The organism is Flaviaestuariibacter terrae (assembly GCF_054777635.1).
This window is the reverse complement of sequence record NZ_BAAHAL010000008.1, coordinates 1,237,035-1,260,454: the sequence shown is the minus strand read 5'-3', so window position 1 is coordinate 1,260,454 and position 23,420 is coordinate 1,237,035. Positions and strand designations below refer to the sequence as shown.

Sequence of the window (23,420 nt, the reverse complement as noted above, 5' to 3'; positions counted from 1 at the left end):
AGGCGCAAAACGTTTTGGTCTAAATTGTGTCTTTACAGCGTATGATGAAGCGGATCTTGTTTCTTTCCGGCTGGCTCCTTGCAGCCGGAAGCTCCTTTGCCCAGAAAACCGATAAAGCCGCCCGCACTTGGGTGGAAAACAGCTACAAGCACCTCAGCGCCGACGAGCGCATCGCGCAGCTTTTCGTCATCCGCGCGCACAGCAACCTGGGGCCCGAGCATGTGGCCCACGTGGACAGCCTCATCCGGCAATACAATGTCGGCGGGCTTTGCTTTTTCCAGGGCGGCCCCATGCGCCAGGCGATGCTCACGAATCACTACCAGTCGATCGCGAAAACACCGCTGCTGGTAACGATGGACGCCGAGTTCGGCCTCGGGATGCGCCTCGACAGCGTAACGAGGTACCCCTATCAAAGCACGCTCGGCGCCCTGCAGAACGAAGACCTCGTGTACAAGATGGGCGGCTCCATCGCGCGGCAACTGAAGCGCATCGGCGTGCAGGTCGACTTCGCGCCGGTGGTCGACGTCAACAACAATCCCAACAATCCCGTCATCGGCTACCGCTCCTTCGGCGAGAGCAAGGAAAAAGTGGCCCGCTACGGCATCGCGTATATGAAAGGCCTGCAGGACAACGGCGTACTCGCATCGGCCAAGCACTTTCCCGGCCACGGCGACGTGGAGGTCGACTCGCACCTTGATCTTCCCGTGATCCGCAAGTCGATGGAGAGCCTCGACTCGCTGGAGCTGTATCCCTTCCGGCAGCTATTCAAGGCCGGCGTTGGGAGCGTGATGATCGCGCACCTGTCCATTCCCGCCATCGATACCACGAGCAACCTGCCTACTTCTCTTTCACGCAACAACGTCGGCGGTCTTCTCCGCGAGCAGCTTGGCTACAAGGGTCTCTCGTTTACCGACGGTCTCGAGATGAAGGGGGTAACGAAATACTATAGCCCGGGCGAGATCGCGGTGCGCGCGCTCGAAGCCGGCAACGACCTGTTGCTGCTCCCCGAGGATGTACCGGCCGCGATCGCGGCCATCAAACAGGCGCTCGACGACAAGCGGCTGCGCAGGAAAGACATTGAAGCACACGTTAAGAAAGTGCTCTACGCGAAGTACTCGCTCGGCCTCGCGAAGCTGGCGCCGGTCGATACCACGAACCTGGTCGCCGACCTGAATGCCGAGACCGATGCCTTCCGCGAAGAAGTGGCGCGCAACACTGTAACGATCCTCCGCAACGAGGCCGGGCTGCTGCCCCTGGGCCCGAAGCGCGCGGCCTACGTGGCCATCGGCAACAGCAGCGAACCCTTGCTGGCACGGCGTCTCCGCGCCGAGGGCTCGATGGATGTATTCCATTTCGCCTACAGCCAGGACAGCAGCGCCGCCGACAGCCTCGCGCAGGTTGTGCTGGCAGGCCGCTACGACGTGCTGCTCGTGGGGCTGCACGACTACAGCATCCGCACCGCCAACAACTTCGGCATCTCCGGCTCCGCGCTGGCGCTGTGGAACCGCCTCAACCGGCCTACCACGGCCACGCTGCTTTTTGGCAACGTATATGCCGCGAAGAACTTCTGCGCCGCGCAAACGCTCGTGGGCTTTTACCAGGACGACTCGATCACCGAGCAGACAGCGGCCGTATTTCTACGGGGCGGCCTTCCCGCGAAAGGCCGCCTGCCCGTGACGGTGTGCAGCATTCCGTACGGCAGCGCTGCTACCGTTGGCCGCTTTACGCCGGTCGGCTTTTCAGTGCCCTGGCTGGCTATCGATTCGATCGTGCGTGATGGCATGGCCCGCAAGGCCTTTCCCGGCGCACAGGTGCTGGCAATCCAGAACGGAACGGTGCGCTACCACAAGGCCTTTGGCCGCTACGACAACGATTCGCTGTCTCTGCCCGTGCACCTCGAGAGTGTTTACGATCTCGCTTCGATCACGAAGACAGCGGCCACCACCGTATCGCTGATGAAGCTGTACGACGAAGGCAGGCTTAGCCTCGACGGCACTTTGGGCGACTACCTGCCCACCGCGCGCGGAACCGACAAGGCGGGTCTGAAGATCCGCGACATATTGCTGCACCAGGCCGGTCTTGCCGCGGGCATTCCGCTCTACCCCGAAACGATGGACCCCGCCACGAAGCTGCCCTCGCCGCGCTACTACCGCGCAGCGCCGAGCGACTCGTTCACCATCCCCGTGGCCCGCGACCTCTGGCTGCGCCGCGACTGGCCCGACAGCATGCTGCAGCGCATCCTTGCCAGCCGCCTCGGCACACCGGGCCGCTATGTGTACAGTGACCTGGACTTCATCCTGCTGGGCAAGGTGGTGGAAGCCATCAGCGGGCAGCCGCTCGACGCATACACAAAGAAAAATTTTTACACGCCCCTCGGCATGACGAGCGCCACCTTCGTGCCGGCGCAGCATCCCGGCACCGGGCGCGTGGTGCCTACGGAGTACGATACCTACTTCCGCAAGCAACTGCTCCAAGGCTATGTGCACGATGAGGCCGCGGCCCTCTTCGGTGGCGTTGCGGGCCATGCAGGTCTCTTCGCCAATGCCTGGGACCTGTCGGTGCTGTACCAGATGCTGGTGAACGGTGGCGAATACAATGGAAAGCGATACCTGAAAGAAGAAACGGTGCGGCTCTTTACGGACTATGGCAGCGCCGGCAGTCGCCGTGGTCTTGGCTTCGACAAGCCGGAGCGCGACAACGATACCCGCAAGGAGCCTTACCCGGGAAGCTTTGTGTCGCCCGAAACCTTTGGCCACACCGGCTTTACGGGCACGGCGGTCTGGGCTGATCCGAAGACGAAGCTGGTGTACGTATTCCTCTCCAACCGTGTCAACTCGGGCCGCACGAACCTGCTCGCCTCACTTGATATCCGGGAGAAGATACTGGATGCCATTTACCGGGCGCTGGAGCGGGAAAAAGGCTCGGAAGGTTCCGGAGGGTTCTGAAGGTTCTGGATGGATATGGGTTTTGTGCGGTAAGATCCAGTCCTTCACCCTACCCCAAACTACAAACCCCAAACTACAAACGAAAAGGCCCCGCACTCGCGGGGCCTTTTCGTTATCCTTCTGCTTTCGGCGTATTGTCTGATTTTCCTTCGCCGCCACCGCCCCTGCGGCGCCGGCTGCCTTGTGAGCGCGGGAGGTTGTCGCCGCCCTCGCCTTTTTTCTCACCACCCTGGGCACCGCCACCCTGCTGGCCGCCACCCGGGCGGGGCTGACGCGGGGGACGACCTTCGCCGCCACCCTGCTGCCCTTTGGGCTGCTGGCCTTCGCCACGCGGCGGACGCTGCTGTTGCTGCTTCGGCTGCTGCTGCTGCCCGCCTTCGCCGCCCTGCTGGGAGCGCGGCTCGCGCGGGGGACGGGGCTCACGCTGGAGCTTCGGCTGCTGTTGCTGCCCTTCGGCCTTCGGTTGCTGGCCTTCGCCGCCGGCACGGGGTGGTCGCTGGCGCTGGCCACCACCACCCTGCCCCTGGGCGCCACCGCCTTGCGGGCGGGCGGGCACGGGGAGGTTGGACTTGGCGCCACCGGCTCCACGGCCTTGCTGGGCGCCGCCCCTGGCATCGCCGCCGCCGCCTTTCTGACCGCCGCGTCCGCCCTGTTGCTGCTGGCGGCGCTGGTCGCGGCGTTTCTTGTCGGCCTTCTCGAGGCTGCGGAGGCTGATATGGCCCACCACATCCACGAATTCGGGCTCCACTTCCTTATCCTTGCCGCTCACGATCTCCACTACGCCCAGCTCGTCGGGGATGATGCCCTGCGTGTTGAGGGCCTTGATCTCCTTCACGCGCTCGATGGTAAGCGGATACTGCTTCGACGAGTCGGGCAGCACGTACCACATCAGGTTGCGGAAAATGTCTTTTTTGATGAGCGTGGCCGTACCGCGCTGTACGCGCAGCAGGTCGGCATGCTCGGGGAAGCCCTGGAGGGCATCGAGGTAGGTATCGAGCTCGTAGTTAAGGCAGCACTTTAGTCGGCCGCACTGTCCACTGAGCTTCGTCTGGTTGATCGAAAGATTCTGGTAGCGGGCGGCGGCGGTGTTGACGCTCTTGAACTCCGTGAGCCAGGTGGCGCAGCAGAGCTCGCGGCCGCAGGAGCCGATGCCACCGACCTTTCCCGCTTCCTGGCGAGCACCGATCTGGCGCATCTCTACTTTCACCTTGAACTCACCGGCGAGGATCTTGATCAGCTCGCGGAAGTCGACGCGGTCGTCGGCGATATAGAAGAACGTTGCCTTCTTGCCGTCGGCCTGCATCTCCACCTGGCTCACTTTCATATTGAGCTTCAGCTGGCGGGTGATGGCGCGGGTGCGGATGAGGGCGTCGCGCTCGCGGGCCTTGTTCTGCTTCCACAGCTCCACGTCGCGCTCGGAGGCGCGGCGAAGGATGCGCTTCATGTCGGAAGCCCCTTCCTTGACCCCTTTTTTCTTGAGCTGGAGGCGGACCGTTTCGCCGGTCAGCGATACCTCGCCCACGTCGAAGCCGGAGACGCCTTCGACGGCCACGAGCTCGCCGTGCTCAAAATACTGGAGCGTGCTGTTGCGGTAAAATTCCTTGCGGGCGCCCTGGCTGAAGGTGATCTCCACCACGCGGCAATACGTTTCGGTATCGACGATCGGAAGGTTCACAAGCCAGTCGTAGGCGTTGAGTCGGTTACAGCTGTTGGTACCACAGCTGCCGTTGCTTTTGCAACCGTTGGGTGTGCCTTTGGAGCCACAGTTTCCACATCCCATATGTCGAGATCTGCTCTTTAAAGTTGAATAATGACCGGGGAGGGGACTGCGCACGGAATGGCTACGAAGCTCAATAATGCCTGCTGTTACGGGACTGTTCCGGCGCCGACGCATCGGGCGAAAAAGCCGGGCCTTCAGAGGGCAGAAGCAGGCGGGATAAGGGGCGGCGCCTATACGGGAGCCTCCTTTTATGCTGAGATTTCGATAGCGATGTCATTCGGGCGGCACAAGACCGGACCACGGGATATATGTCGAGGCCCTTGCGGGCTTAAAGCAAATATAGGCTAAATAAAATGCGGAAGACGTCCCTTTCAACCGTCATTGCGAGGTCCTGAGGCGAAGCCGAAGGCCCGAAGCAACCGGCTCCGGTCAGAGCGCGGGCAGGCTCGCTCGAAGCCGATTGCTTCGTTGCCTCCCTCCGGTGGCCGCCTCGCAATGACGTTCAGATGGATCCTAAACGGATACCACCACCCGGTTCTTGATGATGTGAAACAGCTTGATGGTAAGGGCGTGGAAAAGGATCTTGGCGTTGGCGTTGCGCTCGATATGATAAGCCGCGGCGTCGAGCTCGGTGGCGGCGGCCTCCTTTTGGGCGATGTCCATCACCTTGTTGAGCCGCTGCGCGAAGTCGGCCTCGGAGGCCGAGAAGGTCTGGAGCAGGGCTTCCTGCGCGGGGCCACGGAGCACCTCGAGGCGGAGAGCCTGCTCGATGAGGTGGGTGAAGTAGCGGAGCAGCTGCTTTTGCTTTTCGCGGCCGAGGCGGGCGAGCTCCTCGATCACCTTGAGCTGGGCGGCCGGGATGTAGCGGATCGTGGCGCCAAGCCACTCCTTGAGGAGGGCGCCGAAGTCTTCGTCGGCATGCTGGAGCAGGTGCAGGGCTTCGCGGTACGAGCCGCCGGCGGCATTGGCGAGCGTGCGGGCCTGATCGGGCGCCACGGAGGCGCGGACCTTCAGGGCGGCTTCGATCTCGGCGGGCTCGAGGGCCGGCACTTTTACCAGCTGGCAGCGCGAGAGAATGGTATTGAGGATGGCGCTTTCGTTTTCAGCCACCAGGATGAACAGCGTATCGGCCGGCGGCTCCTCGATCAGCTTCAGCAGCTTGTTGCCTTCCTTGCCGAGGTACTCGGGCATCCAGAGCACGAGCACCTTGTAGCCGCTCTCGAAACTTTTCAGATTCAGCTTGCGGATGATCTCGTTGCACTCGTGCGCTGTGATGTTGCCCTGCTTGTTCTCGGCGCCGATAAACTGCAGCCAGTCGTATACGTTGCCGTAGGGCAGCTGCCCGATGAACTCGCGCCACTCGGTGATGTAGTCGGTGGAGACGGGCTTGTCGCCCGACTTGCGGGGTATGACCGGGTAAGCATAGTGAATGTCGGGGTGCACCATGCCCTGCGCTTTCGATGCGGAGGGCTGGCTTTCCATCCAGGCATCGGCCGCCTCGGCGGTGGCGGGGAGCTTTACTTCCACGGGCTCGCCGAAAAGGCCGGCAGGCTCGGCTTCCTTCGTGGGCAGGAGCGCCACGTACTGCGCAAACGCCAGCGCCAGCGGGAGGGCGCCGCTTCCTTCCTTGCCCAGGAACAGGAGCGCGTGGCTAAGCCGGTTCTGGGCCACCATTTCCACCAGATGCTGCTTCACTTCACTTTGGCCGATAACGTCGCGGAACATGGGTGCAAAATACAACGAGGATTTGAGGGTTCTGGAGGTTCTGGAGGTTTTGGAGGTTTTGGAGGTTTTAAAGGTTTTGGAGGAGGCCCGGCGGGTGCAGGGTCCCCGTGGCGGGTGCCGCAGCCTTGCCTGCCGACCCGCGGGGGCAATAGGGAACTGTCCGGGCAACGCGCACCGCACCGCATTGATGCGGCGAAAAGCCGGGGTAATTGTATCTTAACCCCATGAGATACCAACTGCTTACCGGGCTCTTCCTGCTGCTCCTTTCGACGGCGGGCGCCCAGACGAAAAATTTTCTCGATCAGCCTTACATCGAAGTAACCGGTAATGCCGACACGGCCCTGACGCCCGACGAGATCTACATCCGGATCACGCTCTCGGAACGCGACACGCGCGACCGCGTGCCGCTCGAAGAGCTCGAGCAAAAGCTAAGCGGTGCTTTGCAGGCACTGGGCATCGACGTAACGAAAGACCTGGCCGCCTCCGACTTCCTCAGCTCCTACACTTCGTATGCGCTCCGGGGCAAAGAAGTGACGCGAACGAAGCAGTTCTTTCTCAAGGTGAATTCTGCAAGCCGCGCCGGCGCGGTTTTCCAGAAGCTCGACGAGCTGAACCTCGGAACGGCCCTCATCGACCACGTGTACCACAGCGACCTCGAGGCCATCCGCAACCGGATGCGCGGCGCCGCGATGGCCAATGCGCGCGCCCGTGCCCTGGCGCTGACCCGCTCGCTGAACCAGAACGTAGGAAGTGTGCTGTTCATCTCCGACCCTGAAGACTACAATGCCGCTACGATCAGCCAGCCCATTGCCCGGGGGTACTACCGCGCCAAGGGCGACAACAACCCGCGCGTGGATTTCGAAAAGATCCGCGTCAACGTAAGCATTCACGTAAAGTTTGCGTTGAAGTAATGGGCAAGTCTGCTAATCTGCCAGCTGCTAATAGTTTAGACGGAACAACAAAATAGAGAACGCCGCTCCATCGGGGCGGCGTTCTTGTATTAGCAGACCAGCAGACTAATCCATTAGCCAATTACTTCAGGTACGAAGTGATCTCTTCGCTCATCGGCGTCACCTTGCTGGGAAATACCTTGAGCAGCTTGCCGTTCTCGTCGATGAGGAACTTGGTGAAGTTCCACTTGATGGGGTCTTCGACGCCCTGCTTTTTGGCTTCGGCCACGAGGTATTGAAACAGCGGCGCGGTATCGTCGCCTTTCACCGACACCTTGGCGGCCATCGGGAAGGTAACGCCGTAGTTCTTTTTGCAGAAGGCGCCGATCTGCTCGTTGGAGCCCGGCTCCTGTCCGCCGAAGTTGTTGGCGGGGAAACCCACGATCACGAGCTTGCTGCCGTAGGCCTTGTACAGCTGCTCGAGGCCTTCATACTGGGGCGTATAGCCGCACTCGGAAGCCGTGTTGACCACCAGGATTTTCTTTCCTTTGAATTTGGAGAAGTCGATGGTGCCGCCGCTGAGGCCGTCCACCTTGAAATCGTAAATGCTGCTGGCGCTGAGTATCATGGTAATAAAGGTTGCGATGAGTGCAATTTTCATGGTGGATTATTTTGACCAACAACAAAGATAAACGGTAAAGGTTGGCGAACAGCTCGGCGGCAAGCAGTTTGTAGTTTGTAGTTTGAAGTTTGAAGTTGGCTGGCGCACGTGTACCTTTCTTCGGAAGGCTCAGGACGGCGTTGATTCGGTTCATGCGAAGCGCCGCCGAAGTCCCATACCCCATTACCACATTACCACATCACCACATTACCACATTCCTTTGCCTATGGAATTCAATGACTGGATCGGGACCGCCGGCGTATCGCTTGTGCTGATCGCCTACTTTCTGAATGCCTGGGGCAAGCTGTCGCTCAATGCAACCTACTTTTTCCTGAACACGCTGGGAGGGGCGCTTTCCTGCGCGGCGGCGCTGCTCATTCCTTACTGGCCCTTCGTGCTGCTGGAAGGCATCTGGACGGTCGTATCGGCCATTGGCTGGTGGCGTGCTGCGCGGCGGCCAAAGGAAGAAGCCGTCAATCGTTAAAAAAGTCACAAAGCAAGCATCGGCCGTATGCTTTTGCCCGGTGGATCCTGTCTTTCGGGAAAGCCTGTTTATGCAACCCAAACCACACGCACGCCTCTGCGGCCTCCTGCTGCTGGCACTGCCCCTCCTCTTTTCGTTTGCCCCTGACCGATCGCCTGCGAAGCCACCCGCGCCGCGCATACAGATCGCGCTTCTCCTGGATGTCAGCAACAGCATGGACGGTCTTATCGACCAGGCCAAAGCGCAGCTCTGGAACCTCGTGAGCGTACTGGGCCGCGCCGAATGCAACCGCGGCACAGCGCAGATCGAGATCGCCCTGTATGAATACGGCCGGACCGGCAACAACGCTTCCGCCGGCTATGTGAAACAGCTGATGCCCTTTACCCGCAACCTCGACAGCCTTTCCCGGTGCCTGTTTGCCCTCAGCACCGATGGTGGCGAAGAATACTGCGGGCAGGTCATTTATACATCGGTGAAGGATCTTGCCTGGGACAAGGATACCGGCACCTACAAGGCGGTCTTTATCGCCGGTAATGAAAGCTTCCGCCAGGGCTCGCTTCCGTGGACGCAGGCCTGCGCCGCCGCCCGCGCCAGGGGCATCGTGATCAACAGCATTTATTGCGGCGACCGGGCGCAGGGCATCAGCGAGTTCTGGAACCTCGGCTCCGAATGCGCCAGCGGATCGTATACCAGCATCAACAGCGATGCAAAGGTTGAAGACATTTCTACCCCGTACGACAGCGCGCTCTACACACTCAACGAAAAATTCAACGGCACTATGGTCGGCTTCGGTACGCGGGGCGCGGCCGCGATGCAGGAAGTGGTCGTGACAGACGGGCTGAACCTTAGACACAACAAGGCTTCGGCGGCCGCACGCACGGCGGTGAAAGGCAAGAGCGCATTGTACAACAACTCGAGCTGGGAGATGGTGGATGCCTACGAGGCCGATACAGGCTTTTACCGGCGCGTGGACCGCGGCACTCTGCCCGACAGCCTGCGCACCAAGACGGACGCGCAGCTGAAAGTAGTGCTCGAGACGAAGCGTGCCGAGCGCAACAAGGTCCGCGGCGACATTGCCGACATAAGCCGCAAGCGCGAAGAATGGCTGGCCGATGAGCGCAAGCGCCGCGCAGCCCACAGCGCCAGCGAGGCTACCCTCGAAAGCGAAATGGAGAAGATCCTGAAGGCGCAGGTGCAGCGCAACGGCTACACGATCAGGTAAGTCAACCTTTGGTTACGGGGTTGCTGGCCCGCAAGCAGCAGCAGGCCGGGTCCGCACGTGGCATCCCCGCACACCCGGCGAGTGCGTCCGTAGAAATGCGGTAGGCGCTGACACTAACGCTGAGCGGGCAACTGAAGGGCAAGCGTTTCCGGGTAGCGCCCACCTGCAAACTTTGGGGGCATCGACCTAGTCGGCGAGGCGGTGCATCTCGTCCGTATCGGTCCGGTCGCCCTCGCCCGAGTGCCCGGCACGGGCGCGGTCGTCGCAGTGCGCATCGGGCCGCAGCTCGGCATCGCGGCTGTGCTTGCTGTTTTCCACCTTCATGGGCTCCGGTGCCCGCGGCGGCATTTTCGCTTCTTTATCGTGTTCCATATACTCTTTTCCGAAGGTGCGCAAATGCGGTGCCGGGCCCCGCCCATTGCGCTATCTTTATTCAAAGAATCGTGCTATGGAACTCAGCGCCTACTTCGACCTGCTCGCACGCTCCGAAAAGGAAGCCCTTGCGGTGGCCGGCCGCTTCAGCCCGGAAGCCCTGCAGCAACGCGCCGGCGAAGGCTGGAGCCCCCTGCAGGTGCTCGAGCACTGCTGCCTTACCGAGGCCCTGGTGATCGGGCTGCTTGGCCGCCCAACCACCGAGCAGCACGAAGGCGAGACGGTGCACGGCAGCGACAAGATCTATCACCTCGTGGTCAACAAGCGGGCGATCCGCATCAAGGCGCCCGACCGCCTTGTGCCGACCGGTGCCTTTGCCGACAGCGCGGCCTTCGAGGAGCGTTTTCTCGGGCAGCGCCAGGCCCTCCGCGACGCGCTCAGCGGCGGCACGCTGACTATCGACAACCGCCTGTACCCGCACCCGGTGCTGGGCAATATGACGGCGAGCGACTGGCTCTACTTCCTAGTTCACCACACGCAGCGTCACGTCGAGGAGCTGAAGGAACGACTACCCGTAACCGTATAACTACAGTCATGCAATTCGAATACATCGAGACCGAGCGCCTGCGGCTTCGCCTCCTCACGCAGGAGATCTACCGCTACGTGTTTCTTCATTACACAGCCGCACAGCAGGCCGAATTCTTCGGCGTCGACGGCGACGCCCTCGCCATGGAGCGGGCGCGTGGCCTCGGTGGCATGGAAACCTACCGCTCCACGATCCGCTACTTTCAGCTGCTCGACAAGGAAAGCGGCCGCACGCTGGGCAGCTGTGGCTACCACAACTGGTACCCGCAGCACCGCCGTGCCGAGATCGGCTATGCGCTGACGGCAACGGAGCGCCGGGGCGAAGGCCTGATGCGCGAAGCGCTGGCGCGTGTGCTGGCCTATGGCTTCCAGCAGATGAACCTCAATCGCGTCGAAGCGCTGATCGGCCGCGACAACGAGCCCTCCCTCCGCCTGGTGCGGCGCTTTGGATTTACGCAGGAAGGCGTGCTCCGCGAGCACTGGAACGTGGACGGCGTGCTCCACGATTCGGTCCTGTTCGGGCTCCTGAAAAGCGCGTACGCCCCGGCGGGACCCGAGGTCGCGGGAAACAAAGCGGAAAAGGAAGGGTAGGGAGAGCGTTCCCGTTCGGACTTTTCGGGCTATTTTCGTGCTGTGGAGCAGCAGCCCTATTTTTTACCAAAACCTTCCGGGAAATTCCTTGAGCTCGAGCGCCCCCTGGTGTTCTTCGACCTCGAAACAACGGGCACCAGCGTCGCCTCCGACCGCATCGTGGAGATCTGCGCGATAAAGCTCCTCCCCGACGGCAGCCAGGTAGAATTGTACGAGCTGCTCAACCCAACGATCCCGATCCCCGCCGGTGCTTCCGCCGTGCACAACATCACCGACGACATGGTGGCCGACAAGCCCAGCTTTGCCGAGAAGGCTGCCGAGCTTGCTGACTTCTTCTGCAACTGCGACCTCGGTGGCTATAACATCAAGCGCTTCGACGTGCCGATGCTGATGGAAGAATTCGCCCGCCTCGGCAAATACCCGATCAAGGTCAGCGACACACATATGGTGGATGTGATGGCCCTTTACCACCAGCGCGAAAAGCGCGACCTGGCCGCAGCCGTCCGCTTTTATTGCGACCGCGACCACGACAAGGCCCACAGCGCCAAGGCCGACGTGCTGGCCACCATCGATGTGCTCAAGCAGCAGCTGCTCCGCTACGAAGACCTGCAGCCCAATACGAGCTTCCTCCACAACCTTCTCGACGACGGCACCGTAGACCTGAGCCGCCGCTTTATCCGCGACGCATCGGGTGATATCGTTTTCAACTTCGGGAAGCACAAAGGCAAGCGCGCCGAAAGCGAGCCCGACTACCTGGAGTGGATGATGAAAGGCGACTTCTCGGCCGATACCAAGATCGCCATCAAGCGGATCCAGATGAACATTGTCTGGAAGCGGCAGCTCAGCGAATGGCTCGCCGCCAACCGCCTCACCGAGAACAGCGCCGTCGCCTCGGCCCTGTATGCCACGCTTAAATTCGGACAGGACATCTTTCCCTTCAGCACCTACAGCGAAAAGGGCCGCCTGACCATCAACTACCTCAACGAGCCACCGGCTTCCTTCACCTTTGTACACAAGGATGCGCAACTGCTGCTCCTGCAATTGCTCGATGTGCAGCTGGCGCCGCAACGCAACGAAAACGAACCCGCATGACCTCCACCGCCACCACCGTAAACGAATACCTGGCGCACCTGCCCGCCGAGCGCCAGGGCCCGATGCAGCAACTGCTCGATACCATGCAACAGAATCTTCCCGAAGGCTTTGAGCCGCGGATGGCTTACGGCATGGTCACCTGGGTGGTGCCGCACAGCACCTATCCAGCCGGCTACCATTGCGACCCGAAGATGGCCCTCCCCTTTGTGAGCCTCGCGAGCCAAAAGAACTTCATCGCCCTGTACCACATGGGCATGTATATGGACGGCCCGCTGCTCGACTGGTTCGTGGCCGAATACCCGAAGCACAGCAAAACAAAGCTCGATATGGGCAAGAGCTGCATCCGCTTCAAGAAGCCCGACCAGATCCCCTACGCGCTCATCGCGGAGCTGGCAAAGAAGATGACCCCGCAGCAATGGATCGAGCGCTACGAAAGTGTGCTGAAGAAAAAGTAGGAGCAATGGGGCAGTCTGCTAATCTGCTGGTCTGCTAATGCCGTAGACGTACCAACAAAATACAAGAACGCCGCCCAATGGGCGGCGTTCTTTATTAGCAGACTTGCAGATTAGCAGACTATCTAATTAGCAGATTACTAAAACCGGAAGCCCACGCCTACCTTGAATGCCTGGTTGTAGGCGTCCATATTGCGGTTGGCGTCCACCTTCGTGAGACCGCGGTCGTAGGCGGCGCGGATGTTAAAGCCGTTGGCGAACTGGTAGCCGACACCGCCCATCAGGCCCACGTCGACTTTGTTGAACTGGTCGGCCGTGTTGAAGTGATCGTTATACGCGTTGAAGCCAAGGGCACCCGCGGTAACATGCAGATCAGACTTGGCGAGGTACGAAACCTCGGGGCCGCCGAACACTTCAAAGCCGTTGAAGTTTCCTTTGATCAGCACCGGCAGCGAGATATAATGCTGGTTGAGCTGCGCCTTGGCCGAAGGACTCAGTACCGAAGCTATCCCCTTGAAATCGTACGAGCCTTTGAGGAGGTATCCTTTCTGGTCGTAGTAGAGACCGGGCTCCACCGACACAGCGCCGCCAAGCGGGATATTGACGGAGGCGCCGCCATAGAAGCCCATCTTGCTTTGCGTATGGAAGATGCCGCTGGAATAATCGACGAGGCTATTGAGGCTTTCGCTGGCGTTGCCGATGATGGAGGCCGACGTAACACCCGCACGGATGCTGACGGCGGGGCCCGACTTTGCAGCCGCCTGCGAGGAAGCAAAATTGCTGGACTGAGCGAAGGATACAGCCGACGCAAAGAGGCCGGCGGCGAGGAGTACGTGTTGTTTCATAAGTTCGGTTGTGGGGGTTAACGGCCCAATTACCTATTAGAAGGCAAAAGGGTTTGCGGGGTTTGCCGCCCGTCCGTAAGATTTCGTTAAAGGCGCAGAGGTGCCCGATTTGGCCCGTGCCGAAATTCGTAGGTACCAAATAAGGTTACTCATGATGAACTGGAACGATGTACTCGAGCGCTCGAAGACGCCGGCCGCGCCGCCGCGCCGCGTGGAAAAGAAAGACGAGGAATGGAAAGCGCTACTCACGCCCGAGCAATACCGCGTAACGCGCCAGCACGGTACCGAGCGGGCCTTCACGGGCGAATACTGCGAAGCGCACGAGCCCGGGATCTATGCCTGCGTGTGCTGCGGCACCGAGCTTTTCGACTCGACAACCAAGTTTGAATCGGGCACCGGCTGGCCCTCCTTTACCGAGCCGGTGCAGGATAACGTGATCCGCTATAAGCTGGATAACAGCTGGGGAATGGAGCGCGTGGAAGTGTTGTGCAACGTGTGCGATGCGCACCTGGGCCACGTGTTCCCCGACGGCCCGCGCCCCTCGGGACTGCGCTTCTGCATCAACTCGGCTTCCTTAAAAAAAACTGAATCGCAGCAAGGCCAGGCTGCGACCCAAAGCGCCGACCGTAGTTCTACGGAAGCGGAACCCACCGAATCCGGCCACCTGGAAACGGCCGTGGTCGGGGGTGGCTGCTTCTGGTGCATCGAGGCCTACCTCGACCAGCTCCAGGGCGTGCACAGCGTTACCTCCGGCTATGCCGGCGGCCACACGGATAACCCGACCTACTACGCGGTGTGCGATGGAAACACGGGTCATGCCGAGGTAGTGGAAGTGGAATTCGACCCGGCGGTGCTCTCGTATACCGACCTCCTACGCGTGTTCATGATCATGCACAACCCCACCACGCTCAACCGCCAGGGCGCCGATGTGGGCACGCAGTACCGCTCGATCATCCTCACCAACAGCGAGGAGCAGGCGCGCATCGCGCGGGAGGTGGTGCAGGAGTTCGCGCCGCATTTCGACAAGCCGATCGTAACCGAGATAGCACCGTTGCAGAAGTTTTATCCCGCCGAATTGCAGCACCAGGATTATTACAAGAACGATCCGTCGAAGGCGTACTGCCAGAGCGTGATCTCGCCGAAACTGTCGAAGATGCGGGAGTACTTCAAGGGATTTTTGAAGACGGAGGGGTAGTCTGCTAATGAGATAGTCTGCCAATCTGCTAATACATTCTTTATACCAACAGAAAGCCCTGCGATGCAGGGCTTTCTTATTAGCAGACCGGCAGATTAACTCCGGCAGGTGCCTGCATAGAAATATTCTTCCGGGCGCGGGAGCTCGAGGCTTCCGTAATACTTCACTACGTCGTCGAGCACGGCGTCGATGGGCGCTACTTCGGGTAGCGTGACCAGCTTCGAGCGGAACTCCTTGATATTGGGAAGGCCTTTGAGATAATTGGTGTAATGGCGGCGCATTTCGTTGATGCCTACGATCGGCCCCTTCCACTCCACCGAGCGGTGCAGGTGCTGGCGGATGACATCGACGCGCTCCTGCACGGTGGGCGGCGGCAGCATTTCGCCGGTGGCCACAAAGTGCTTGATCTCGCGGAAGATCCAGGGATAGCCGATGGCGGCACGGCCGATCATCACACCATCGACGCCGTAGCGGTTCTTGTATTCGAGCGCCTTCTGCGGCGTATCGATATCTCCGTTGCCGAAGATGGGAATATGAATGCGGGGATTGTTTTTCACGCGGGCGATGGGCTCCCAGTTGGCCACGCCCTTGTACATCTGGCAGCGCGTGCGGCCATGGATGGCGAGGGCCTTGATGCCGACGTCCTGCAGGCGCTCGGCCACCTCGTCGATGTTGATCGTGTCGTCGTCCCAGCCGAGGCGCGTCTTGACCGTCACCGGCAGCTTCGTAGAGTTGACCACGGCTTTTGTAAGCCGCACCATGAGGTCGACGTCTTTGAGCACACCGGCGCCGGCGCCTTTGCTCACGACCTTTTTCACGGGGCAGCCGAAGTTGATGTCGAGCAGGTCGGGGTTGACGGTATCGACGATCTTCGCCGACAGCGACATCGCTTCCTCATCCCCACCAAAGATCTGTATGCCCACGGGGCGCTCGTTGTCGAAGATATCGAGCTTGCGGCGGCTTTTGATGGCGTCGCGGATCAGTCCTTCGGAAGAAATGAACTCGGTGTACATAAGGTCGGCGCCATTGACCTTGCACACGGCGCGGAAGGGCGGGTCGCTGACATCCTCCATCGGGGCGAGGAGGAGCGGGAAGTCGGGCAGCTGTATCGTATCAATGGTCACCACGGCAAAACCGGCTATCTTGCAGCCGGGCGCAAAGGTACCATTCTGCGCCGGAGTAGTATGCAAACATATCTTAAAACAAGGCCCGTCTACGTGCAGCTGCTTCTCTTCGTGGGCATGGCCATGGCTATTTTCATGATCGTGTTCCTGGCTGGCGGCGCCCTGCTGGCAAAGATCACCGGCATCCCGATGGTGAGCATGGGCAACTACCGCAGCTGGACGCCGGGCGACCCGCAGGTGCTGCTGATGCTCCGCGGCCTCATGCTGCTCCAGTTTTTCGGCCTGTTCCTGGTTCCCGCCTTTCTCTTTGCCCGCTTCTCCGACGAGCGCCCGGGTCACTACCTCGGCCTCCGCCCGCCGCACAGCAGCCTGTACTGGATAATCGGCATCACAACGCTCCTGGTGGCCGTTCCCTTCGTGGATCTTACCGGCCTCGTCAACCGCTGGATGATCGAGCACAGTCCGTTCCGGCACCAGGTAACGGCGATGGAAGACCAGGCCAACGGCACGCTGGTTGTGCTCCTGCAAAAGCACACGCCCAAGGACCTCCTGCTGAATATCGTTTGCATTGCGCTTACCGCCGGCATCGGCGAAGAGCTCGTATTCCGCGGCATCATCCAGCGGCTCCTGATCCGGAGCACGCGGAGCCCCTGGTCGGGGATCCTCATCACGGCCTTCCTGTTCTCCTTCTTCCACATGCAGTTCATGGGTTTCCTGCCCCGCTTTTTCCTGGGGGTCATCCTCGGCGCCATTTACTGGTACAGCGGCTCGCTGTGGACGTCCATGCTCGCCCACTTTCTTTATGATACGCTCATCCTGGTGATCGCCTACTACGTGCCCTCCACGGCCAGCAGCGACTCCTCCCTGCTCGAAGGGAGCCGCGCGCTGCTCCCGGCCGCGCTGGCCAGCCTCGCCCTTACGATCTTCCTGGTCCGCTACATGCACCGCCAAAGCGGCACGGACTTCGAAACGGTATACGCCGACGAGCTCGAAGAGCGTCGCCCCGATAACGACTTAAGCTTCTGACCATGGCCTTTAACTGGCAAACCTTTCGCACCCGCGCCCTCACCGCCGTCGTATTTGTAGCTGTCATGGCCGTGGGCCTGCTGTGGAGCCGCTGGGCCTTTCTCGTGCTTTTTACTATTGTGCATTTCGGCGGCTGGTACGAGCTTCTCCGGTTGCGCAAAGCCTTTCCCGGTCACGGGCCGCGCACAACGGCCAGCGACATCCTCTTCGGTTTGCTTTACCTCACGCTCCCGCTCTTCCTGCTGTGCGACCTTCGCTTCAACTGGCTGCACACGCGCCCGGCGGGCTCTTTCGCCGATGAGGAAAACCGGTTGCTTTGCCTCCAGCTGATCGTCAGCATCTGGATCAACGATACAATGGCCTATATCGTCGGGTCGCTTATCGGGAAAACACCCTTCTCGAAAATATCGCCGAAGAAAACCTGGGAGGGAACGGCCGGCGGCGCCCTGCTGGCCGTTGCCGTCATGAGCTTCCTGGGTCATTATGCCGGTCTTTCGTATCCGCTGGCCGCGGGCATCGCAACCATCGCCGCCATCGCCGGCACCATCGGCGACCTTTTTGAAAGCAAGCTCAAGCGAACTGCCGGCGTTAAAGACAGCGGCAGCTTTATGCCCGGCCACGGCGGCTTTCTTGATCGCTTCGACTCGCTGCTCTTCGCCGCTCCCTGCGCCTGGCTTTACGTAGCGCTCTTTTATTCGTAAACACTTACGGCAACCTTCCGAACCTTCAGAACCCTAAGAACCTTCAGAACCTTACCAACCAAGGTTGTATTTTCGGGCCCATAATCCCTCACTGATGCGCATTCACAAAGAAGGCTTCGTTACCATCCTCGTATCCGTAATCGTGGTAGCGGCCATCAACCTGCTGACCCTTTTCTTCGTTACGCCCGCCTACCCGATCCTGGGCTGGATCATCCTCATGGCCACGATCGGCCTGCTGATCTTCATCCTGTCGTTCTTCCGGATCCCGAAGCGCACGCATGCCACGGGTGAAGACCTCATCGTGGCGCCCTGCGACGGCACCGTGGTGGTGATCGAGGAAGTGGACGCCGACGAGTACTTCAACGACAAGCGCCTGCAGCTCTCCATCTTCATGAGCCCGCTCAACGTGCACGTAAACCGCAACCCGGTCGACGGCGAGGTGAAGTACAGCCAGTACCACCCGGGTAAGTTCCTCGTTGCCTGGCACCCCAAGTCGTCGACGGAAAACGAGCGCCACAGCGTGGTGTATGAGCGCGACGGCAAGCAGGTGCTGGTGAAGCAGATCGCCGGCGCCCTCGCCAAGCGGATCGTCAACTACCTGAAGCCCGGCATGAAAGTGAAGCAGGGCGAAGAGATGGGCTTTATCAAATTCGGCTCGCGCGTTGACCTGCTGCTGCCGATCGGCACCAAGATCGACGTCCAGATCAACCAGAAAGTAAAAGGGGGCGTAACCGTCCTGGGCAAATGGTAATTGCCCTATCTTTAGCTACTAATCGATTTGCCATGAAAAAATATCTCCTCGTTGCGCTCGCCGGTGTTTTCGCCGTTGGTACTGTAGCCGCTACGGCGGTCAATGCCGACAAAGGCAAGAAAAAGAAAGCCGCGCATTCCTGCTGCCAGAAAATGGGCGGCGGCGCCTGCTCCAAGTCCATGAAGAGCTGCGCAAAGCCCTGATGCTTTCTGAAAAAAGATTGAAGCCCCGGTGTCCGCACCGGGGCTTTTTTAATTAACGCCGTCGGCCTGCTTGCCGAGTGCCTGGCTCGACACATTGTAGAGCAGTGCCAGGTCCTTGAGCTCAAACAGCGTCCTGATCCGCAGCTTCTCGAATACCCGCGCCTTGTAGGTGCCGACCGTCGAAGGCTTCACGTTGAGCTTTTGCGCGATATCGCTGATGCCCGCGCCCGAAAGGACGAGCAGCACAAACTCGAATTCGCGCCGCGAAAGCGCATCGAACGGACTTCCCGAAGGGACAGGATTGGCTTCGCCGGAAAGCGACTCGATGAGCTCCTGGCTCATATAGGTCTTGCGTCCCAGCACGAGCTCGAAGGCGCGGCGTATCTCGGCAAGCGCCGAGGATTTCGGAAGAAAGCTCCGCGCGCCGACCTGCATCAGTCTCCGCCCGTAAACTTTTTCGGGGAGCATGGAGAAGATGAGGATATAGGCATGCGGGTAGCGGATGGAAAGCAGCTCGACCAGCGAAATGCTGTCCGTTTCGCCGAGGTGAATGTCCAGCACGACCACATCAATGGGATAGCGGCGCATGATCTCCAGCGCGGCATCCGCATCGGAAGCCTCGAAGAAGTGCAGCGAGGGCGAAAGCTCTTCCAGGAGCAGCCGCAGGCCACTGCGCATTACCGCATGATCATCGACAAGTAATATGTTCTTTTGCACGGCGCGAAAAAATTTGTTTTGCCCAACTATTATTGTCGGGTTCTTTCTAAATGATTTGTAGCGCCCGGACTACAAATCGTGAACCGCTAATTCTAAAAATTTGCCCAATTCAGCAGCGCCCGACAGCAGCCAAAAAAGGCTTAAAATCAGCAAAAGCGCTCTAACTTTATGAGTGCCAGCGGTGCCTTCCTCCGTTAGACATTCTGCCTCAGCCATGAATTTCTACCCGGAAATATTTGCTGCCTTGCCCAGCCCCTACCTCTTTCTCTCGCCGGAGCCGGACTTCCGCATCCTGGCGGCCAATGAAGCGTACCTCGCCGTGTCGGGTCGTGACCAAAGCATCATCGGCCAGCCGCTCTTCTCCATGTTTCCCGACAACAGCGGCGCCGGAGTAACCGGTTCGCAGCAACTCGCCGACTCGCTGAATACCGCGCTCCACGAGCAACAGCGGCAGGACCTCCCCCTCATTCGCTACGACACGCGTGGCGACAGCAACACGCCCTTTACCGAGCGCTACTGGCGTGTTCAGAATATTCCGGTGAATGACGCGTCGGGAAAACTGCTCGGAATTTTGCACGGCGTAGAGGAAGTGACGACGCAGGTGCTGTTGCACCGGCGGCTTCAGCTGCAGGACGACAAGAACCAGGAACATATCCGCAACGCCGTTCTCACCACGCAGGAGGTGGAGCGCATGGAGATCAGCCAGGAGCTCCACGACAACGTAGGCCAGATCCTGCACACCGCGCGGCTTTACCTTGAAAATGCACTGACGGGCGGCGGCAGCGGAACCTCCTTCCTGAACCTGGGGCACGGCCTCGTGGTAAAAGCGATCGATGAAGTAAAAGAACTCTCGCAGACGCTGCTCCATTCGACGCACGAGGAAAAGCAGCTGACGGCGGCGCTTGAGGACCTGCTCGCCAACGTCACCGACCTCGGGAAGATCCAGGTAACAAAATCGTTCGAGCTCCCGCCCGAGGCCCTTATCGAATCGAAGGTGAAGACTACCGTGCTGCGCATTCTCCAGGAACAACTGACCAACGTGATCCGGCATTCGGAGGCGCGTCACCTGAACATCTCGCTTCATTTCAAGGACGGAAAGCTACAGCTGACCGTACACGACGATGGAAAAGGATTTGACCCCGCGCACGTGGTACCGGGCTTTGGCCTGCGCAGCATGAAGAGCCGCGTAGCAATGGTCGATGGCACGCTTGATATCGACTCACGTCCCGGCGATGGCTGCAGCATCCGCGTGTCCATTCCGGCCCGCACGCTGAGCTGACTCAGACCTTTGCAGCGATCGATTCGATCATGCTGCCAATGACACGCATGCTTTCGTGCACCGTGTTGGGCTTGGAATAAAAGCCCAATGCGCCTTTCTCCATACAGACACGTATGTCTTCCGAAAAAGAAGAAGTGCTGAAGATGATGACCGGTATCTTCTCGCAGCCCGGGATCTGCTTCACCTGCTGCAACACGTCCACGCCGCCGAGGCGCCGCATCTGCATATCGCAGATAACCGCAATGCTCCCGGCGAGGGAAGCACCGAGTTTGCGGATGTATTCGAGCAGCGGCTCCCCGTCGTCAAACTGGGTCAGCAACAGGTCGCCGCATTGCTTCAGGCCGTCTTCGAATATCCAGCGGTCGTCGGCGTCGTCATCGGCATGAAGGATATGCAGGGTTCGTCGTATCATGGCAGACCCATAAAGGTAGCCGTGCCTTACGGCGGTGCTTGCCAAAGCATGGCTAATCTGCCTGAAATGTAGTCATCCGGCTACAGGAGCGGCTCTCCGGGGCAGGCCGTTACAGGAATTCCATTAGCTGCTTAAGGGCTGTGATCGTGTACGTAGGCGCAAACGACTGGGGCGCGCCGTTGTAGTTGACGTGCACGCCATCCATTCCCACCCCTTTGGCACCCGCTATGTCCACGTCGAGGCTGTCGCCGATCATGAGGCTCTCTTCGACGCTGGCGCCTGCTTTTGCCAGGGCATAGTGAAAGATCTCCGGCTGCGGCTTCAGGCTGTTGCTGCCCTCGGAGGTAACGACGTGACCGAAGTACGTATCGAGCGACGACACACGGAGCTTTGTATGCTGGATGCCTTCGAAGCCGTTGGTGATCATGTGGAGCGCATAGCCCGATTCCCTGAGATACTGCAGCACCTCGCGTGTGTCCGGAAAGATTAGTGTGCGTGTAGGCATCAATTGAAGAAAGAGCTCGCTGAGTTGCCGACTCAGGTCCTCGTCGGCCACCTTGAAGTCGAGCAACGTAAGCCACATGCGCTTCAGCCGCAGCTCGTCCTGCTTGATGTAGCCCTTGCGGTAGCGATCCCACAGCTTCTCGTTGTGACCAATGTAGCGCTGGTAAAAGGCATCGAAGTCGTGGATGCCGCGCTCCGGCAGGTTGAGATCGAGATGCAGCTGCTCGAGGGTCGCGCGGGCATTGGCATCAAAGTCCCATAGTGTGTGGTCAAGGTCGAAGAAGAGGTGCCGGTATTTGCGTTGGGGCATGGAGTAGCTTTGCGGGTGAACCAACAAAAGTAACACATGAACGTCGTCATCACGGGAGCCTCGCGCGGTATTGGCAAAGCGATCGCCACGCAGTTCGGCACCCATGGCCACCAGCTCTTTCTTAATGCCCGCACCGAGTCGACGCTGCTCGAGACGGCCGAGGAGCTCCGGAGCCGCTTCCCCGGCATCCGCGTGGAGACGATGGCCGCCGATCTTTCCGATAAAACCGCGGCGCGTCTTTTCGGCGAATGGGTGGTGGCCACGGCGGGAAACATCGACGTACTGGTCAACAACACGGGCACCTTTGTGCCGGGTGGTATTTCTACGGAAGCCGATGGCGCGCTCGAGCAGATGCTCGGCGTCAATCTTTACAGCGCCTACCACGTTACCCGCGCCGTGCTGCCGCATATGATGACGGCGAAGAGCGGGCACATCTTCACGATCTGCTCCATCGCCTCGCTGCAGGCGTACCCGAATGGCGGCGCCTACAGCATTTCCAAGTTTGCCCTGCTTGGCTTCAGCCGCAACCTCCGCGAGGAGCTCAAGCCGCATAACATCAAGGTGACAGCCGTACTGCCCGGTGCTGTCTATACCGATTCGTGGAACGGGTCCGGCGTTGCCGAGGAGCGCATCATGAAACCCGAAGACATCGCGCAACTGATCTACACGGCGAGCCAGCTTTCGTACGCGGCTACGGTGGAGGAGATTGTTGTGCGCCCGCAGCTGGGGGATCTGTGACCTCTCCCCCGGCCCCTCTCCGAGGCGGAGAGGGGTGACTCTGCACCTACGTTGCTCAGGTTTTCTACCTGCCCGACACAGATCATTGAAACAAAGCCCCGATGCTTCAGGCATCGGGGCTTTGTGCTCCCCTCCCTCCGATCCGGAGAGCGGCCGGGGCTGAGGTCACTCCGCGTACTTATAGCCCACACCCCGCACCGAATGAAAATACTTCGGGTTGCGCGAGTCTTCCTCGAAGTACTTGCGGAAGTTGAGAATGAAGTTGTCGATCGTACGGGTGGTGGGATACACGTTGTAGCCCCACACCGATTGCAGGATCTTTTCGCGGGGCACCACCTCGTTCTTGTTTTCGATGAGCAGCTTCAGCAACATGGTTTCTTTCTTACTAAGCTCGATCCGCGCGCCGCTGCGCGTCAGCGCCTCCTGGGCCTTGAAGTTGACCGTATGTCCGCCGAAGCTGTAGGTATCGCCGAGGGTCGTCTTTTCCTTGATCCGCTGGCTCTTGTTGATCAGCTTCTGTACGCGCAGCACCAGCTCCTCGAGGTTGAAGGGCTTGGTGAGGTAGTCGTCGGCGCCCTTGCGGAGCCCGCGCACCCGGTCTTCGCTGTTGTTGCGCGCGCTGAGGATCAGGATGGGCACCTCGTCGTTGGTAAGGCGGATGTTCTGCGTCACGCTGAAGCCGTCGACCTCCGGGAGCATGATGTCCATGATGATGAGGTCGAAATACTCTTCCTGCACGGCCTTCAGCGCGGCGATGCCGTCGTAGGCCGACGTTACCTCGTAGCCTTCGAGCTCCAGGTTGAGGCGGAGCGTCTCGTGCAGGTTCTCTTCATCTTCCACCACGAGGATGGAGGGCTTTTGTCCGGGGTTCATGCT

General features: G+C 60.0%; 25 protein-coding genes. 15 read left to right on the top strand and 10 right to left on the bottom strand.

The annotated features are described in order from the left end of the window. Positions 1–41 precede the first annotated feature (41 nt). Positions 42–2,945 (top strand): glycoside hydrolase family 3 N-terminal domain-containing protein, encoded by a 2,904-nt coding sequence (locus ACYU7Z_RS13595; RefSeq protein ID WP_460571344.1) that lies wholly within the window; start codon positions 42–44, stop codon positions 2,943–2,945. A gap of 112 nt (positions 2,946–3,057) precedes the next feature. Here ACYU7Z_RS13595 and ACYU7Z_RS13590 read toward each other — a convergent pair whose 3' ends face one another. Next, positions 3,058–4,725 carry a PSP1 domain-containing protein gene (locus ACYU7Z_RS13590; protein WP_460571342.1) on the bottom strand — a complete coding sequence of 556 codons (1,668 nt, stop codon included), beginning with the start codon at positions 4,723–4,725 and terminating at the stop codon, positions 3,058–3,060. A gap of 453 nt (positions 4,726–5,178) precedes the next feature. Then, on the bottom strand, positions 5,179–6,390 hold the full coding sequence (locus ACYU7Z_RS13585) for a DNA polymerase III subunit (RefSeq protein ID WP_460571340.1): 1,212 nt from the start codon (positions 6,388–6,390) through the stop codon (positions 5,179–5,181). A 224-nt stretch (positions 6,391–6,614) separates the two neighbouring features. Between ACYU7Z_RS13585 and ACYU7Z_RS13580 the strand changes: the two genes are divergently transcribed. Then, positions 6,615–7,301, top strand: a complete 687-nt coding sequence (locus ACYU7Z_RS13580; RefSeq protein WP_460571338.1) for an SIMPL domain-containing protein — start codon at positions 6,615–6,617, stop codon at positions 7,299–7,301. A gap of 121 nt (positions 7,302–7,422) precedes the next feature. On the opposite strand, the gene ACYU7Z_RS13575 is transcribed toward ACYU7Z_RS13580, so the two are convergent. Then, positions 7,423–7,941 (bottom strand): glutathione peroxidase, encoded by a 519-nt coding sequence (locus ACYU7Z_RS13575; protein WP_460571336.1) that lies wholly within the window; start codon positions 7,939–7,941, stop codon positions 7,423–7,425. Positions 7,942–8,167: 226 nt separating this feature from the next. On the opposite strand from ACYU7Z_RS13575, the gene ACYU7Z_RS13570 reads away from it, so the two are divergent. Together ACYU7Z_RS13570 and ACYU7Z_RS13565 are read left to right on the top strand one after the other, a co-directional pair. Beyond that, positions 8,168–8,425, top strand: coding sequence for a CBU_0592 family membrane protein (locus ACYU7Z_RS13570; RefSeq protein ID WP_460571334.1), 258 nt, complete (start codon positions 8,168–8,170; stop codon positions 8,423–8,425). A gap of 70 nt (positions 8,426–8,495) precedes the next feature. Beyond that, positions 8,496–9,647: a vWA domain-containing protein gene (locus ACYU7Z_RS13565; protein ID WP_460571332.1), complete on the top strand. Its 1,152-nt coding sequence runs from the start codon at positions 8,496–8,498 to the stop codon at positions 9,645–9,647. A 186-nt stretch (positions 9,648–9,833) separates the two neighbouring features. Here the strand turns inward: ACYU7Z_RS13565 and ACYU7Z_RS13560 are convergent, their stop codons facing one another. Then, positions 9,834–10,019, bottom strand: a complete 186-nt coding sequence (locus ACYU7Z_RS13560; protein ID WP_460571330.1) for a hypothetical protein — start codon at positions 10,017–10,019, stop codon at positions 9,834–9,836. A 76-nt stretch (positions 10,020–10,095) separates the two neighbouring features. On the opposite strand from ACYU7Z_RS13560, the gene ACYU7Z_RS13555 reads away from it, so the two are divergent. The 4 genes from ACYU7Z_RS13555 to ACYU7Z_RS13540 are packed head-to-tail and all read left to right on the top strand — an operon-like array spanning position 10,096 to position 12,742. Further along, positions 10,096–10,605 carry a DinB family protein gene (locus ACYU7Z_RS13555; protein WP_460571328.1) on the top strand — a complete coding sequence of 170 codons (510 nt, stop codon included), beginning with the start codon at positions 10,096–10,098 and terminating at the stop codon, positions 10,603–10,605. A gap of 8 nt (positions 10,606–10,613) precedes the next feature. Beyond that, the gene (locus ACYU7Z_RS13550; RefSeq protein WP_460571326.1) at positions 10,614–11,195 is read left to right on the top strand and encodes a GNAT family N-acetyltransferase; all 582 of its coding nucleotides are present in this window, start codon (positions 10,614–10,616) and stop codon (positions 11,193–11,195) included. A 42-nt stretch (positions 11,196–11,237) separates the two neighbouring features. Beyond that, positions 11,238–12,287: an exonuclease domain-containing protein gene (locus ACYU7Z_RS13545; RefSeq protein ID WP_460571324.1), complete on the top strand. Its 1,050-nt coding sequence runs from the start codon at positions 11,238–11,240 to the stop codon at positions 12,285–12,287. Further along, positions 12,284–12,742, top strand: coding sequence for a DUF1801 domain-containing protein (locus ACYU7Z_RS13540; RefSeq protein WP_460571322.1), 459 nt, complete (start codon positions 12,284–12,286; stop codon positions 12,740–12,742). The genes ACYU7Z_RS13545 and ACYU7Z_RS13540 overlap by 4 nt, the downstream gene beginning before the upstream one ends. A gap of 137 nt (positions 12,743–12,879) precedes the next feature. On the opposite strand, the gene ACYU7Z_RS13535 is transcribed toward ACYU7Z_RS13540, so the two are convergent. Further along, the gene (locus ACYU7Z_RS13535; protein ID WP_460571320.1) at positions 12,880–13,584 is read right to left on the bottom strand and encodes a porin family protein; all 705 of its coding nucleotides are present in this window, start codon (positions 13,582–13,584) and stop codon (positions 12,880–12,882) included. Positions 13,585–13,735: 151 nt separating this feature from the next. Here ACYU7Z_RS13535 and ACYU7Z_RS13530 point away from each other — a divergent pair, with 151 nt between their 5' ends. Then, positions 13,736–14,779: a bifunctional methionine sulfoxide reductase B/A protein gene (locus ACYU7Z_RS13530; protein ID WP_460571318.1), complete on the top strand. Its 1,044-nt coding sequence runs from the start codon at positions 13,736–13,738 to the stop codon at positions 14,777–14,779. Positions 14,780–14,874: 95 nt separating this feature from the next. Here the strand turns inward: ACYU7Z_RS13530 and dusB are convergent, their stop codons facing one another. Beyond that, positions 14,875–15,906: a tRNA dihydrouridine synthase DusB gene (gene dusB, locus ACYU7Z_RS13525; protein WP_460572412.1), complete on the bottom strand. Its 1,032-nt coding sequence runs from the start codon at positions 15,904–15,906 to the stop codon at positions 14,875–14,877. A 57-nt stretch (positions 15,907–15,963) separates the two neighbouring features. Between dusB and ACYU7Z_RS13520 the strand changes: the two genes are divergently transcribed. From ACYU7Z_RS13520 to ACYU7Z_RS13505, 4 genes are all read left to right on the top strand, one after another. Next, positions 15,964–16,929 carry a CPBP family intramembrane glutamic endopeptidase gene (locus ACYU7Z_RS13520; RefSeq protein WP_460571316.1) on the top strand — a complete coding sequence of 322 codons (966 nt, stop codon included), beginning with the start codon at positions 15,964–15,966 and terminating at the stop codon, positions 16,927–16,929. 2 nt (positions 16,930–16,931) lie between these two features. Continuing rightward, positions 16,932–17,630, top strand: a complete 699-nt coding sequence (locus ACYU7Z_RS13515; protein ID WP_460571314.1) for a phosphatidate cytidylyltransferase — start codon at positions 16,932–16,934, stop codon at positions 17,628–17,630. Positions 17,631–17,724: 94 nt separating this feature from the next. Continuing rightward, a complete protein-coding gene (locus tag ACYU7Z_RS13510; protein WP_460571312.1) occupies positions 17,725–18,381 on the top strand; it encodes a phosphatidylserine decarboxylase in 657 nt (218 codons plus the stop codon). Between the two features lie 32 nt (positions 18,382–18,413). Continuing rightward, entirely contained in the window at positions 18,414–18,584 is a 171-nt protein-coding gene (locus ACYU7Z_RS13505; protein ID WP_460571310.1) for a hypothetical protein, read from the top strand. A 48-nt stretch (positions 18,585–18,632) separates the two neighbouring features. Here the strand turns inward: ACYU7Z_RS13505 and ACYU7Z_RS13500 are convergent, their stop codons facing one another. Beyond that, positions 18,633–19,301 (bottom strand): response regulator, encoded by a 669-nt coding sequence (locus ACYU7Z_RS13500; RefSeq protein WP_460571308.1) that lies wholly within the window; start codon positions 19,299–19,301, stop codon positions 18,633–18,635. Between the two features lie 244 nt (positions 19,302–19,545). Here ACYU7Z_RS13500 and ACYU7Z_RS13495 point away from each other — a divergent pair, with 244 nt between their 5' ends. Continuing rightward, positions 19,546–20,580 carry a sensor histidine kinase gene (locus tag ACYU7Z_RS13495; RefSeq protein WP_460571306.1) on the top strand — a complete coding sequence of 345 codons (1,035 nt, stop codon included), beginning with the start codon at positions 19,546–19,548 and terminating at the stop codon, positions 20,578–20,580. 1 nt (position 20,581) lies between these two features. On the opposite strand, the gene ACYU7Z_RS13490 is transcribed toward ACYU7Z_RS13495, so the two are convergent. Then, entirely contained in the window at positions 20,582–20,992 is a 411-nt protein-coding gene (locus ACYU7Z_RS13490; RefSeq protein ID WP_460571304.1) for a response regulator, read from the bottom strand. A gap of 109 nt (positions 20,993–21,101) precedes the next feature. Further along, positions 21,102–21,806 (bottom strand): HAD family hydrolase, encoded by a 705-nt coding sequence (locus ACYU7Z_RS13485; RefSeq protein ID WP_460571302.1) that lies wholly within the window; start codon positions 21,804–21,806, stop codon positions 21,102–21,104. Positions 21,807–21,842: 36 nt separating this feature from the next. Here ACYU7Z_RS13485 and ACYU7Z_RS13480 point away from each other — a divergent pair, with 36 nt between their 5' ends. Continuing rightward, a complete protein-coding gene (locus ACYU7Z_RS13480; protein ID WP_460571300.1) occupies positions 21,843–22,544 on the top strand; it encodes an SDR family oxidoreductase in 702 nt (233 codons plus the stop codon). A gap of 165 nt (positions 22,545–22,709) precedes the next feature. On the opposite strand, the gene ACYU7Z_RS13475 is transcribed toward ACYU7Z_RS13480, so the two are convergent. Then, positions 22,710–23,417: a response regulator transcription factor gene (locus ACYU7Z_RS13475; RefSeq protein ID WP_460571298.1), complete on the bottom strand. Its 708-nt coding sequence runs from the start codon at positions 23,415–23,417 to the stop codon at positions 22,710–22,712. Positions 23,418–23,420 lie beyond the last annotated feature (3 nt).